The sequence below is a fragment of the Algoriphagus antarcticus genome (genome assembly GCF_002150685.1).
GTDB lineage: Bacteria > Bacteroidota > Bacteroidia > Cytophagales > Cyclobacteriaceae > Algoriphagus > Algoriphagus antarcticus.
The window spans coordinates 1-14,196 of sequence record NZ_MSSW01000086.1 but is presented as its reverse complement, the minus strand read 5'-3'; the positions used below and the strand labels follow the sequence as shown (position 1 = coordinate 14,196).

General features: G+C 38.2%; 16 protein-coding genes. 12 read left to right on the top strand and 4 right to left on the bottom strand.

Features of this window, described 5'->3' with window-relative positions; all coding sequences use genetic code 11:
- Window positions 1–3: 3 nt before the first annotated feature.
- The gene (locus BVH04_RS22310) at window positions 4–1,278 is read right to left on the bottom strand and encodes a hypothetical protein (protein ID WP_086543678.1); all 1,275 of its coding nucleotides are present in this window, start codon (window positions 1,276–1,278) and stop codon (window positions 4–6) included.
- A gap of 468 nt (window positions 1,279–1,746) precedes the next feature.
- Between BVH04_RS22310 and BVH04_RS22305 the strand changes: the two genes are divergently transcribed.
- From BVH04_RS22305 to BVH04_RS22260, 11 genes are all read left to right on the top strand, one after another.
- Window positions 1,747–2,235, top strand: a complete 489-nt coding sequence (locus BVH04_RS22305; RefSeq protein ID WP_086543677.1) for a DCC1-like thiol-disulfide oxidoreductase family protein — start codon at window positions 1,747–1,749, stop codon at window positions 2,233–2,235.
- 52 nt (window positions 2,236–2,287) lie between these two features.
- Window positions 2,288–3,124, top strand: a complete 837-nt coding sequence (locus BVH04_RS22300; RefSeq protein ID WP_086543676.1) for an alpha/beta fold hydrolase — start codon at window positions 2,288–2,290, stop codon at window positions 3,122–3,124.
- A gap of 81 nt (window positions 3,125–3,205) precedes the next feature.
- Entirely contained in the window at window positions 3,206–3,655 is a 450-nt protein-coding gene (locus BVH04_RS22295; protein ID WP_086543675.1) for a nuclear transport factor 2 family protein, read from the top strand.
- A 200-nt stretch (window positions 3,656–3,855) separates the two neighbouring features.
- Entirely contained in the window at window positions 3,856–4,998 is a 1,143-nt protein-coding gene (locus tag BVH04_RS22290) for a carboxylate--amine ligase (RefSeq protein WP_086543674.1), read from the top strand.
- 240 nt (window positions 4,999–5,238) lie between these two features.
- Complete coding sequence (locus tag BVH04_RS22285; protein ID WP_086543673.1) at window positions 5,239–5,517, top strand: GHKL domain-containing protein; 279 nt, start codon at window positions 5,239–5,241, stop codon at window positions 5,515–5,517.
- A 33-nt stretch (window positions 5,518–5,550) separates the two neighbouring features.
- The gene (locus tag BVH04_RS25895; RefSeq protein WP_205635907.1) at window positions 5,551–5,976 is read left to right on the top strand and encodes a LytR/AlgR family response regulator transcription factor; all 426 of its coding nucleotides are present in this window, start codon (window positions 5,551–5,553) and stop codon (window positions 5,974–5,976) included.
- The gene (locus BVH04_RS26740; protein WP_205635909.1) at window positions 5,973–6,233 is read left to right on the top strand and encodes a LytR/AlgR family response regulator transcription factor; all 261 of its coding nucleotides are present in this window, start codon (window positions 5,973–5,975) and stop codon (window positions 6,231–6,233) included. Before BVH04_RS25895 ends, BVH04_RS26740 begins: the two co-directional genes overlap by 4 nt.
- 102 nt (window positions 6,234–6,335) lie before the next feature.
- Window positions 6,336–6,950 (top strand): hypothetical protein, encoded by a 615-nt coding sequence (locus tag BVH04_RS22275; protein WP_086543672.1) that lies wholly within the window; start codon window positions 6,336–6,338, stop codon window positions 6,948–6,950.
- A gap of 1 nt (window position 6,951) precedes the next feature.
- Complete coding sequence (locus tag BVH04_RS22270) at window positions 6,952–7,245, top strand: winged helix-turn-helix domain-containing protein (RefSeq protein ID WP_086543671.1); 294 nt, start codon at window positions 6,952–6,954, stop codon at window positions 7,243–7,245.
- A 49-nt stretch (window positions 7,246–7,294) separates the two neighbouring features.
- Window positions 7,295–8,626 carry a cell envelope integrity protein CreD gene (gene creD / locus BVH04_RS22265; RefSeq protein WP_086543670.1) on the top strand — a complete coding sequence of 444 codons (1,332 nt, stop codon included), beginning with the start codon at window positions 7,295–7,297 and terminating at the stop codon, window positions 8,624–8,626.
- A gap of 137 nt (window positions 8,627–8,763) precedes the next feature.
- Window positions 8,764–10,017, top strand: a complete 1,254-nt coding sequence (locus tag BVH04_RS22260; RefSeq protein WP_086543669.1) for a cation:proton antiporter — start codon at window positions 8,764–8,766, stop codon at window positions 10,015–10,017.
- A 98-nt stretch (window positions 10,018–10,115) separates the two neighbouring features.
- Here the strand turns inward: BVH04_RS22260 and BVH04_RS22255 are convergent, their stop codons facing one another.
- The 3 genes from BVH04_RS22255 to BVH04_RS22245 all read right to left on the bottom strand — a co-directional run bounded on the left by BVH04_RS22255 (window position 10,116) and on the right by BVH04_RS22245 (window position 12,612).
- Window positions 10,116–10,949 carry a DUF2306 domain-containing protein gene (locus BVH04_RS22255; RefSeq protein ID WP_240511024.1) on the bottom strand — a complete coding sequence of 278 codons (834 nt, stop codon included), beginning with the start codon at window positions 10,947–10,949 and terminating at the stop codon, window positions 10,116–10,118.
- Between the two features lie 79 nt (window positions 10,950–11,028).
- Window positions 11,029–11,610: a Crp/Fnr family transcriptional regulator gene (locus BVH04_RS22250; RefSeq protein ID WP_086543667.1), complete on the bottom strand. Its 582-nt coding sequence runs from the start codon at window positions 11,608–11,610 to the stop codon at window positions 11,029–11,031.
- A gap of 336 nt (window positions 11,611–11,946) precedes the next feature.
- A complete protein-coding gene (locus BVH04_RS22245) occupies window positions 11,947–12,612 on the bottom strand; it encodes an FAD-binding oxidoreductase (RefSeq protein WP_086543666.1) in 666 nt (221 codons plus the stop codon).
- A gap of 155 nt (window positions 12,613–12,767) precedes the next feature.
- On the opposite strand from BVH04_RS22245, the gene BVH04_RS22240 reads away from it, so the two are divergent.
- On the top strand, window positions 12,768–13,679 hold the full coding sequence (locus tag BVH04_RS22240) for a sugar phosphate isomerase/epimerase family protein (protein ID WP_086543665.1): 912 nt from the start codon (window positions 12,768–12,770) through the stop codon (window positions 13,677–13,679).
- Window positions 13,680–14,196 lie beyond the last annotated feature (517 nt).

Sequence of the window (14,196 nt, the reverse complement as noted above, 5' to 3'; positions counted from 1 at the left end):
AGTCTATAGTAGTTTAAGAAATTTGACAGCCTGTCGTTTTGAAAGTGTCTTCATCAATTGCACCCTTATTCTGGTGTTGTTATTGATGTTTTTTATTGAAAGATCCGGATAGGCTGAATACCAATAATTGGTGATTAATTCCGAGTTGCGGCTCCAAGCGAGAAAGTATTCTTCCTTATACGCCCCTCCGGTAATTAAAAAATTTGTCTTTGGAAAAACTTTCGTATTGGAAAATATTCCGGTAAGTCCCCAACCACTATTATCAATAAAATCACCCAAGTATTGCTGCCAGCTGCCATCAAAATTCGAGAAGAATAGCACTCTGGAATTCTTCTCAAACATCACCCATTTAGCAAAATGAATGGTAGGGATTCCCATCAACTTACCTTGATTGAACACTAATTTGATGAGCAAATTTGTCAGTAAAAACATGGATTTAATGGAAATCAAACGAAATGAGCCCTCTTTCATATCAACTAGCTGTGTGAACTGATTTTGATTTTGCCAGTCTTCGTACTTTTCTAAATCAGTTAAAAAATCATCATCCAACTGACTTCTTTTACGAGTAAAATTCTCATCTTTTCTTTCATAAAAAAAATGGAGTATTAACATCCAAATCGTAACAATTGGGAACCAAATAGGGAATAAACAAAGAGCGATTAACCCTACTAAAATCAATATCGGGAAATTGATTCTGGGCAGCGATACATTTTCCGTTTCCAAAAAACCATAATCCCCAGAGTCCATAACCTTCGACTGTATTTCCTGAAGAATCGCTTGAGCGGGTACTCCACTCCAAGATCTAGAATCCAAAAACTCCCGAATATAGTTCCTAAGCCTTTTTTCGTTTTGGATCTGAACTACTGACCTCCCCGGCGCTCCTATATAGACGGCGGCATCCTTGATGGCATGACTAGCCAGAAAGCTCATTCTACCGTGTGGAGTTATGGAATTCAGAGGTGGATAATCTTTGCAAAAAACATAAATCAGATCTAGGATTGTGCTTGAACTTTCGCACACTTTAGAAAGCATTTCCTCTTCTTTACCATCGTAATCGACTACAAAAAGTAATTTAGGCTCTCGCTTCTGATCATCATTTATCCATGATTTCCCATGATCAATCACCACCCATCTTGCATAATGAATAATGGACAACCCATCGAAGTCCTTGGATATTCCCTCTTGGGAATTGATCTTTATATCTCGCAATTGGTCTAATAAATCATGAACTTTATCAGGAATTACAGGAACCAGAATGGTAATTGAGTTTTGCTTCATATAGATTACTTTAACCTATAATTTATTTCTAGTTAAAAATGAGTAAAAAAAACATGTGCTTTGGGTTTTCATAAGCAAGACGCTAATCAGCTCGTATTATCCAATCCCATCAAACACTGGTATGAGCGAAATAATTAGACGAACATTTCAAGAAAAGATTTTTAATCAGTGGCAATTGGAAAAATCCAGATCAAAAATATTATCTAAGTCTCATTCAATATATAGTTAAATTTCCAATATCGCAATCTCCGTTTAAGTGCAGTTACCAACTAAGAATATTCATATATCTCAATATAAACATATCTCGCGTCGTCCTGAAAATTTTTTCTGCCCTCACATCTATCAAAATTATACTAGTATCCTCTTTGGCTCATAATACGTCTCATCAAAAGACACCTAATCAAATCATTCCTGTAAAGGAATCGTACTAACTACCAGACCCTATATCCACACTAAAAGGAATTTTACATGTTTGCCAAGATCCAGAAGACTTTATCCCCACCAACCCAGCCACTATTTGTATGGGATGGAGAATGCGGTTTTTGCAAGTACTGGATCATCGTCTGGAAAAGCAAAACGATCGATTTGACGTATAATACATTTCAGGAAGTTGCTGGGCAATTTCCTGATATCCCGCTCAAAGAGTTTAAAAAAGCATCCAAATTGATTGAGACAGATGGCAATGTCTATAATGGTCCAGATTCAGCCTATCGAACCATGTGGTATTTCGCAAAACCGCAGAAACACTGGCATCGCTGGTATCAGAAGTCTGATTTTTTTCAATGGCTCAGCGATAATGGATATAATTTCATTGCCAAAAACAGACCTATGATGATGACTCTCACGTTGGCTTTTTGGGGTAAGAATCCGCTAAAGCGAAAGCCTTTTTGGTTGCTTTGGTTATTGGCGTTTTTAGGTGTTCTGGCTTTTTTGATTTATTTTCTCAACTACGAATAGCTTAAATCAAATCGGAAAGGAGTAACCCACCTCAAATGAAATCAGCCAATTCATGATTACCTTGGGAAGATTGCCTTTAGTCATATTGGCACTATGTATTTTTTTTGGGCTATTTGATTGTGCTAAAAAGAATCCATTTGGGCAGCTGACTTTACGGGTTAAAGGCAAAAATCAGCATGTTTTCTTGTCAGGGGAAGGCTCTCCCATTGTTGTGTTTATCACTGGTGCAGGAAGTAATCTGGAGGACTTTGATCCAGTTCAGAAGGAAATTTCCAAAGCGACGAGGACCTTTTCATATGATAAAGCTGGAATTGGCAAATCAGAAATGATCGATGGCCCGAGAACTATTGAAAACATGACCTCAGAGCTTTTATCGCTTTTAGAGCAGACAGGAATAGAGAATGATATTCTGCTAGTGGGTCATTCTCTTGGAGGATTCGTTGCAAGAGACTTCCTAGCTAAATACCCGGAAAAAGTAATAGGCATGGTGCTGATCGATCCTGGAAATGAATACTTCACAGAAAGAGTTCTTCATACCTTCCCTGAAGAAAAACGTAGTCATTTGGACAGTCTAATTCACACACCAAATCCAAATTCACCAATTGGATTTCAAGCCGAAATAGAATCCCGCAGATCCTGGGATGTATATATGAGAAACAATAAAGTTAGCTCCTCTGTCCCTATCGTACTTATAGAATCCGCACATATAGATGAATCCAATTTATTGACGAAGGAAGTGGTTGGTATAAAACAAAACCTGAATAAAGATTTTCAACGCCAAATGTCTGACCTTAAAATCATTACCACTGAAAAAAGCGGACATTTTATACAACTCGATGAACCTGAGTTAGTAATCAAGACAATTCTTGATATATTGATGAAACTCTAACGCTAAAAATCAGTACCAAATTGTACCTTGTTATTATTACTACTAACAACTTATTTTTCAATAACCCAAAATACCATCCCAATGAAACCATTCTCTTTTTTCATCCTCTTAAGTTTATTTACCTTTTGCACGGTTTCTGCCCAGCAAAGCTGCATGACGGAATCAAGCATCAAAGCACTAGATGCCAAATGGGAAGAAACCAATCTGAACCCCAATCCTGAGTTTTTTCAGACAGTACTTTCAGATGACTTTGTTTGGGTTCACAATCATGCTTCAATGATCGATAATAAGGAAGAGGTGGTAAAGAGAGCAAAAGCGAAACAGGCAAACGGAACCCGTGACACCAAGTCCCGAATTCAAAGCGATGTGAAAGTTGTGATCACTGGTAATACAGCCATCGTCACAGGATTTACCATAGTTGACCGAGGGCCCACTCCTACCAGGTACCACTTTATGAGAACCTATGTAGAATTAGATGGGAAATGTTTGTTGGTCGGAAATCACACGATGGCTGTTCCTGAGGATGAATAGAGATTTCTTTCATATAAGGGGAAAGTTGATCGGTGCTAACAAAATCATATTTGCTAGCTACATTTTTCATAAATAAAGAAAATTTATTATCTCTTAGTATTCTTCAGAAGAAACCTATTGTTTAAATCCTATAATTTAAAATAAAAAAAATTAGGCTAACTCTTTAAATAATTTTATACAAAAACTTTTAATAATAAAATATGAAAAATGTTGAAACAAATAGATCATTTTCGGTCTTGATTCCTGATGGTGAATGCACCTATGCTACATCAGTTGTTAGATGTTTAGCAGAACAAAAGAATATTAAAACTATAGCGTTAGCTACAGACAAAAACGCAGCAGTTCGCTTTTCACGCTATACATCGAAATTTATATATAATGTGTATGGTGAAAGTAATGAAGAAAGGCTAACAGGAATCATTGATGCTATTAAAAAGACAAATGCTGACATCTTGTTACCAGTTGACGTCGGAACCATACGCCTGATTGCAGAGAACAAAGAAAAACTTTCAAAGCTTATCGCTATTGCTCCTATTCCAGAGGTAAATTCATTTGATATCGCTGATGACAAATGGTTACTTTCACTATGGCTTAAGGAAAATAATATTGCTCACCCCAATACAATCCTTTTCAAGTCAACCAATAGTTTAGACGAAACTGTATCGTCCATAACGTTTCCAACAATTATAAAACCACGAAAAGGATCCGGAGGCAAAGGAATTTACATTTTTGAAAATAAGGAGGAATTTAAAAGTTGGTATACTGAATTCGATCATTCTGAGGATCAAATCATACAGTCGTATATAAAAGGTTACGACATTGATTGTAGTGTTATATGTTCGGAAGGTAGAATTCTTGCGCACACCATTCAAAAAGGCTTAAAATATACAGTTGCTTATCAATGGCCTTATGGAGTGGAATTTTTAGACAATGACGAAATTTTCAACCTTGTTAAAGAAGTGGTCGAGAAATTCAAATGGTCAGGAGTTGTTCATATTGATTTAAGATATGATGAAGTTGAACGAAAGGCAAAATTAATTGAGATGAATCCCCGGTTTTGGGCAAGTCTAGCTGCTTCCTTATTTGCTGGGGTCAATTTCCCATATCTGTCGTGTCTTTCGGGATTAAAAAGAGAACTCCCAGTTCTTAAAACTCAAGAAAAACGCGTTTTAAGAACTGGGCCTGCATTAAAAATGACTTTCAATAGACTATTTAAAAAACAAGATTATTTGCCTTTTGATAATACATTTGGCGAGTTCATTATGAAAGACCCACTGCCTAATCTTTTCAGTAAAAGCCTTGAAATGTGTAATAAGTATAAAAAAAGACTATTCAAAAAATGATCTACTACTTTTAACTACCTGCCTCACCTCTGATCATAATTAAATAAGAGAATCGGTATACAAGACAGAAAAAATTGATCGGTATATATATTTAGGTATAAAAAAATATCTAGCAATGCTACCACTTGTTGCTAAACACTACTCAATTTTATCAAATTGGAAAAAATCATAATATAAAAAAATGAATATGGAGAGAGACTTCAGGTGATTATAAGTTCTACGGAAGAATCAAATACCCTTATGATTGCCCCTATGCTGTTTCTTCCTTTGCTGGAAAACAGCTTCAAACATGGTAAATCCCAAGAAAAAGATGCCTTTGTGGAATTGAGAATAGAAACTCAGAAAAATGGTATCCTATTTTTTCTAAAAAACTCCTTTGATGAAAATGTGACAAAAAGAACCCTTACTTCTTCAGGCATAGGCCTTCAAAACATCAACAAAAGACTTCATCTTCTATATCCGAATTCCCATTCATTTAGCATTAAGAAATCTGACGGGTACTTTGAAGTAGATTTATAGTTAGAAACCAATCAACCAAAAGCCTCAGGCATCATGAACTGCCTCATCGTAGACGACGAACCCATGGCCCAAAACATCCTCAAGGATTTCATCTCTAAGGTGGATTACTTGAATCTTGTGGCTAGTTGCAGCAACGCAAATGAAGCTTTCAACGAAGTGCAGCAAAACCAAATCGATCTGGCATTTTTAGATATCAATATGCCTGGGATCGATGGCATGGCTTTCGCCAGAATCATCCCAAAAGAAATCCACGTAAACTTCACTACTACCTATCGGGAATATGCCATAGAAGGATTTAATCTTGAAGCAACGGATTATCTATTGAAGCCAATTCCTTTTGATCGATTCCTAAAAGCAGTTGCCAAAGCCAAAGAGTCCTTTGATTCCAAAAGATCACTAACAACCCAAGAAAAGTTAGAATTTCTCTTTGTTCGTCAGAATAGGAAGATGGAAAAATAGACTTTTACGACATATTATATGTAGAAAGCTATGCAGAGTACATCAAGATTCACCTAAAAGATCGCTTCTTGGTTGTTCGTGAAAGTATCTCGAATTTTGAAAGCAAGTTGCCTGAAAATCAATTCATTCGATTCCATCGTTCTTTCATCGGGAACCTATTAGCCATCGATTCTTACACCCATGAATATTTAGAAATCGGCGGGAAAGCATTGACCATCAGCAGATCCTATATAGAAGAGGTTTTGAAGAGACTGTAGCAGTTTGAATGAAATTTTATGATTAATCCTGAAATATTTTTTCACAGATAGTTAGAAAATGGTGTATTTAATTTTACTTTGTAACTCAAAGTACTTTTACACATGAGAAAACCAGAACAAGAGTTAGCCGATATCAAATCCATGATGGAGCGGAGCACCCGCTTCCTGTCTCTCAGTGGACTTTCTGGAATTCTGGCCGGAACCTACGCATTGATCGCTGCAGGTATGGCTTATACTTGGATCTATTATCCAAATCCACCTTATGGATTTCGAACAAACTATATCTTGGACACGGCTACACTCACCAAGCTACTGATAGCAGCGTTCATGGTTTTAACGATTTCTATCGCCACAGCCTTAATCTTAAGTCAGCGGAAAAGTGAAAGAACTTCCAGCAAACTATGGACTCCTGCCGGCAAACGCTTTGTCAATGCATTATTAATACCGCTAGTGGTAGGCGGCTTTTTTTGCATTGCTCTTTTTTTCAGAGGTTATACTATCATAATTGCTCCAGCTACTCTGGTTTTTTATGGTTTAGCATTGATTAATGGCTCACGTTTCACACTTAGCGATATCAAATATCTTGGCTACTGTGAATTGGGACTAGGAATACTGTCAGCTTTCTTTCCTGGCTACGGGCTTATTTTTTGGGCTTTGGGCTTTGGTGTGTTACATATCATCTATGGATCGATGATGTATTACAAATACGACCGATAACGTGAAGGGTAATTACGATAAAGCATTTGAAAACGTGGTCAGGCTCCGAGTCATGTCCATCCTGATGGTCAATGCCGAATATGATTTTAATTCCTTCAAGGAACTACTGGAGGTGACGGATGGGAATCTGGCTTCACATCTTAAAAATCTGGAAAAGCAGGAATACATTTCTGTCAATAAGTCCTTTGTGGGCAGAAAACCCTTGACGAATTACTCTGCCACTGATAGCGGAAAAAGGGCATTCCAAGAACACCTAGAATTCCTTGAAAATTTAATAAACGAAAACAAACCTTAAAAAAATTTATCAATCTACTTTGAAATTCAAAGTACTTTTAAACAACACCATGGAAACAAACACAAACCTCTCCCTCCTTGAAAAATTTCAGGACTGGATTGCTAGATCAACTAGTCTAAAACTTCTAGTTATCGCCTTTATCGCCCTAATTCTCTTGATTCCCCAAGCACTCACCACTGACTTGATTAATGAGCGGCAAGCTCGATTAGAAGAAGCTGAAAATGAAGTCACTGGCAAATGGTCGCGAGCTCAAACAGTTATTGGTCCTTACTTAGCATTACCATACCAGTATTACAGGGAAGTTCAGAGCAATGGTGAGAATAAAGTAATCAAAGAGCTAAAAACGGCCTATTTCTTACCCGATCTTTTGGATATCAAGGGAGAGCTTCAAGCAGAATCTCTTCATCGCGGGATTTTCGATGTGGTGGTTTATCGAGGTGACATTCAGGTGAAAGCTGACTTTGGAGCCATTGAACTTGAAAAGCTAGCTATTAAAGCTGATCAGGTACTTTGGGATCAGGCCTCATTTCTGATTTCGGTCAGCGATCTCCGGGGAATCGGTGAAAACCCTGATGTAAAACTTGATAACACTCCGCTCATTTCTGAACCATTTACCGATGCTCAGACAAATCTTAAAGGACTCCAATTCCCGGTTTCACTTGATTCTTTATCAAAGGGCTTCACCTTTTCCGGAAAACTGAAGCTCAAAGGAAGCAAGGATTTCCATATTGTCCCTTTAGGCAAAACCACCTCATTGAAACTTAGTGGAAACTGGCCAAACCCAAGCTTCCAAGGGGAGTTTTTACCAGAAGAAAGAGTTCTGCATAAAGATGGTTTTGAAAGCTCCTGGAAAATACTTCATTTCAACAGACCATTTGGACAGGAATTTACAAACATGCTCCCCAACTTTCAGGAAAGTGCCTTTGGGTTAAGTCTCAAAATGCCTGTAGATCAATATCAGCAAAGCATAAGAACGTCGAAATATGCGATTCTAATAATTATCCTGAGTTTCTTGGCTTTGTTCCTGATGGAGACCTTTACTAAACAGAGAATTCATCCGCTTCAATACACCTTAGTTGGCTTCGCTTTAGTTTTGTATTACACACTTTTGATAGCTCTTTCTGAACAATTGGGTTTTACGTTAGCGTATTTAATCGCAAGTTTGGCCACAGTAGGACTCCTGGCATTTTACTCCAAAAGTCTTTTCTCCCAACTCAAAACCACAATGATTTTTACTGGTATTCTATCTGTATTTTACATTTTCATATTTGTAATCATCAAACAGCAAGACTATGCTTTGTTGATAGGAAGCATTGGACTATTTGTGGCTCTTGCAGTGACTATGTTCATTTCAAGGAAAATCGATTGGTACAAAAATTGAAGAACCGGACGAATCAACTCACGTAGCAAAACAACCCTCAGCAGGTATCATGCAGACGCAATGATGCCTGCTCTTTTTTGAAGCAATCAATTAAATGGTTGTAATTTGTCCATGGTCACCAAAATCAAATCTTGACAATGGACATTTTTAGCATCATCACCATCCTGATTGTTCTTTCTGCAGCCTTTGCTTTTATCAACACCAAGTTTTTGAAGCTGCCATTTACCATCGGGCTGATGATTATTGCTATTGCATTCACCCTTGGAATCATTGTTTTAGGCAAGATCAATCATTTTTTTATTGAAGAAGCGGAGTTACTTATTGGTTCCATTGATTTTGAAACAGCTTTGCTGGATGTGATGCTGAGCTTCTTGCTTTTCGCTGGCGCTCTTCATACCAAACTGGATTCCTTGAAAGCAATGAAAGCCCCAATTGCAGTTTTTGCAACTATCGGGGTGGTACTATCCACTTTTCTGGTGGGCACCATAATGTATTATGTATTCATGGTTTTTGATCACGAAATCGACTATATCTACTGCCTTTTATTCGGAGCATTGATCTCTCCTACCGACCCGATTGCTGTATTGGGGATTTTGAAGGACGCAAATGCTCCCAAGAAGCTTGAAGTCAAAATTGTGGGTGAATCCCTTTTCAATGACGGAGTAGGTGTAGTGGTATTTTTGGTAATTTTCAAAATCGCACAAAAAGGCATCGGCGCTATGGATGCTGGAGAAGTTGGGCTGCTGTTCCTTGAAGAAGTGGTAGGTGGAATTGGGCTTGGGCTGGTTACTGGTTGGCTGACATTTAGGATAATGAAATCGATCGATCATTATGAAACTGAAGTGATTATTACACTGGCATTGGTGATGGGACTTTCAGGATTAGCGCATTATCTGCATGTATCAGGTCCGTTGGCAGTAGTGGTTGCAGGGATTTTCATCGGTAATAAATCTCCCACTATCGCCTGGTCAGAAACTACTAATAATTATGTAGATAAGTTCTGGGAACTGATAGATGTACTGCTGAATGCCATCCTATTCGTGATGATCGGTCTTGAACTGTTGATTATTACAGCCAGTGGGGAGTACTTGCTATTTGGACTGATCGCAATTCCGGTAGGATTGATTGCGCGATATTTAGCACTCGCGGGCCCTGTTGCTATTTTTGACAAGAAACTTGATTTTATCCCAAAAACAACCCTGATGATGGCTTGGGGAGGTATTCGTGGTGGTATATCCATTGCTTTGGCTTTGTCCCTCGAACCCCAGATGGAGCGTGAACTCTTCCTCACTGTTACCTATGTGATTGTGGTTTTCTCGATTATTGTGCAAGGGTTGACAATTGGACCCTTGGTGAAAAGAGTGCTGAAAAAAACTGACTATTCAGACTAAATATTTTTAAATTTTTACGGGCTTAGGGAAATGAATTGAGTTCTGCTTTCGTAGAAGCTGGACAAAAAACTCTCAAGGCTATTGCAATAAGTTTCTGCTTAAAGCACCGGCAACCACATCCCAATTGTCGCTGCAAAAATTCCAACCAAAATTCCCATGGTCAATACGATTAATGAAAAGGAAGCCGCAAAGTGAAACCGAGGCAAATTGGCAGATTTCGCTTTAAAATAAATTTGGGCAAAAACCTGAGGTAAGATATAGACAAAAATATACAGAAAATTTAAAAAAGGGCCTGTAAAGGTCTCCGGATCAAAACCTACCGGAGCTTGATGAATCACCAGCCAAAGCATCAAAAACACCCTGAAAAACCAAACTCCACTCATCGCCAAAAACAGCCGAATAGCCCATTGTTGATGAGTTGCAAGCTTTCTTTGGACGGCAAATCTGATCGTGTAAACCGCACAAATAAAGATAATCAATCCATTGATTGAGATAAATATCGAACCAGTCAGTCCGCCTGCCGCTTCTCTAATCCAAGCCAGGTAAAGCCCGGCAATACCGATCAAAAATGCGGACACAATATAAACTCTCCCATTTATTCGATGAAAGCGTGGGGCTATGGCTCTGATTTTGGGTAGGAGTTGAATTGGGCCTCCAATGGTGATAATCGCTGCAAATAAGATATGAGCTCCAAAAATCACATTGCCTGCCAAGTCGTGAGGTACATAGCCGTGAGTAGTTTGGGCATTCCATTGTTCTAAATTGCCTTGCAATCCCGAAGCTCCATACAATCGAATGATGTAATAGGCAAAGATCAATTGACCAATCACCACCACCATAAACCATGCTTTAGCAGAGAATTGGAAAAGCCGGTCAGAAAAAGATTGAGAAGAATGAAAATATAGATTCTGATTTGAAATTATGGAGCGCAAGTTACGTAGGTTAACAAGTGGAATAATCTTCTAATTCATAAATCTAACTTTAAGAAGATCCTCAAACACCTAACAATTGTTAAGTAATTTCCTTCCGAATTCGACTGAGACTTTCAGGTTTGATTCCCAAGAAGGAAGCAATGTACTTTAGCGGAACGTTACGAATAATATTCGGCTGATTACGCATCAGCTTGAGATATCGTTGCTCAGCGGTCAGATTCCCCATATCCTGAATTCGCTCCTTTTCTTGTTCCATTATTTGCTGGAGAATTTTGATAGTATAATCTTTTTGTGTTTCCCCCATTTCCGCCGATCGGTCTACATCATCTCGAGAAATCCTCAAAATCTCACAATCTGATAGACACTGGAGATTTTCATTAGAGACTGATCGGTTCATAAAGTGAAAATAGGAGGTAAAAAATCTCGGACCGTTATTTAGATCCACGGTGACTTCATTTCCTTTTTCATCCCGATGAAAGTTTCTCATGTAGCCTGAAACGATGAAATTATGGTAAAGCGGGATTTTGCCCTCAGACTCCAAAATGGTGTCCTTTTTCACTAAAATAGGTTTGAAAAATAGGCGGCAAACGTCCTTGTCGCCATCAGGAATAGCCCAGATTTGATTGATATAGTCAAACATAGCATCGAAGTAGTGATCCATTTTTCTTAAAAGTGTAAGTGTATCCAATTATAGAAAAACAAATCAATATTCTCTGAAGGAATGAATGTTGATTTCATTTATACGACAATTCCAGTGGCTCAATAATACTATTAACAGCTAAAACTCAATCCTACTAATCCCAAATCTATAATTTGATTGGCTTTTGCTTATCTAATTCAACAAATTAATCAACCCTGAAAAATTAATAAATCACTACCAAAAACGCCTCACTGTTGCCTATGTGATTGTCGTTTTCTCGATTATTGTCCAAGGATTGACCATTGGACCTTTCATGAAAAGAGCCCTTAATCACTTTAGTTTAAAAGAAGTTTGCAATTACTTCTCAAAAATAATTGCATCTGGTTTCGCTCCAAGATCCTCCAAAATTTTGCTGATATCCTTGACCATTTGATCTGGTCCGCAGACATAGAATTCTTGGTTAAAATCCTTGACGTGTGCCTGAATAAAATCTTTGTCGATCATTCCATGTTGATGCCCTCCTATTTGCTCATTAGCTAAAATAGAAATAAAATCATCGCCCAAGGATTTGCGGAAATACGATTCTATAATCACATCTTCAGCGGTTTTATTGGCAAAGATCAAACGATTTCCAATAAGCTTTCCTTTGGCTTCCAAAGATCTGAAAATCCCAATAAATGGGGTAATCCCAGCTCCTCCCGCTATAAAAACACCTTTGCCTTTGTATTGGATCGCTCCCCATGAGTCATTCAGAATCAACTCGTCACCCACTTTCAACTTGTCAAGCTGATTCGTCACCCCGTGGTGATCGTGGTATGATTTGATCACAAACTCCAAATGAGGTTCCTCAGGCAAAGACGTGAATGAAAAAGGACGAAATTCACTTTTCCATTTCTCTTTATTGATCGCTACTTCGGTTGCTTGACCGGGAATGAAAAAGTAGCCTTTTGGTTTCTCCACTTTGTATCGTTTCACATCATGTGTGACTGGCTGGATTTCGAGGATTTTCATTAAATGAGTCATGTCAATAATAAGATTGGTTGTACAGTTAACAACGAATTTCAGAGCTTTTGTTTAACTATTGCTTAATTTCCCGCAAATTCACTGGGCGGTAAACTGTGCGAGACAGCTTATATTTGCATGATTTAGCTAACTTGAACGAATTATAAAATAAACCTATGAAACAAAATTTCAATTTAAGCTTTGTGTTGCTCTTGGCTCTTATGCTAGGCTTCACGGCATGCAACGCTGAGAAAAACACAGAAGTTGGCACTGAAACCACTGAAGTTGTTCAAACTGAACCGACGGATTTTGGTGGCTTAGCCCTCTACACACTTCGAGATTCTATGGCAAAGGATCCTAAGGGTACTCTCCAAGCGGTTGCTGCTGCTGGCTATGCTTATATTGAAGCAGCTGGATACTCAGACGGAAAATTCTACGGAATGGCCCCTACAGAATTTAAAGCTTATCTAGAGTCGCTCGGTCTTCAACCAAAAAGTACCCATATGGGTGGAGTAAACCTTGAAAATGCTGATCAGCAAATTGCCGATGCAAAAGCAGCCGGATTCGAATACTTTGTAATACCAGTTCCTCCAATGGGAATGTTTACCGCTGGAAAAGATGGAATGGGCATGAAAGGCAGCCCTGCTGAACTGGCAAAAATCCTGAATACGTTAGGAGAAAAAAGTACTGCAGCAGGATTAAAACTATTGTATCACAACCACGATTTTGAGTTTAAGCCAATGGCGGATGGGAGTGCTATGATTGACTATTTGTTAGAAAATTCTGATGCCAAAAACGTTAACTTCCAGATGGATCTTTTCTGGGTGACTAAAGCTGGCGTAGATCCACTTACTTACTTCGAAAAATATCCAGGTCGCTTCACTGCTTGGCACGTGAAAGACATGAATGAGGAAGGCAACTTCGCTCCTGTCGGAACTGGATCTATTGATTTTAAAAGAATCTTGGCTGAAAGAGACAAATCAGGAATGGAGTTTTATCTGGTTGAGCAGGATAACACTTTCGGTTTGAATCCTTTGGAAGCGATCAAAATCAGCCATAATGGCTTGGAGGAGATAGGTTTTAAATAAGAATTCAAAATTGGTTGAAGCCTCATGACTTGGACCTTATTACTCCAGAAAGCCATCCGGAAATTCGGATGGCTTTCTGTTTTTATAGGCAAAATCATCTCATGTCCTTTCTAAAATTACTAGCTTAAACACGCAATGAGTAACACTGGTATTTACATCATAGTTGGAATAGTAATTCTACATTTTGTGGTAGGAATAGGTTATTTGATCTATAAGCTATCTGGCGGAAAAAAATCTCATAAAGAGAATAACTAGTAAATCATCAAATCGTTTTAGCACTATCTGCCCTATTTTTTATATACATTATTTGTAGCCGTTTTTCCAAGGCATGTTCCAGAAATCGATTACGGTATTTAATAGCGAAACAACAGCATATTGTTCATCTCTTGAAAAGGTAGCACTTCAATATGCCCCGAGATTTATTTCTACAAAAGTTTTAAATAGGATCTGCTTAGAAAAGGTGGTGCGTTTATCACTTGAATCTAAGACATAAAAAGTATTGCTATTGATACAATTG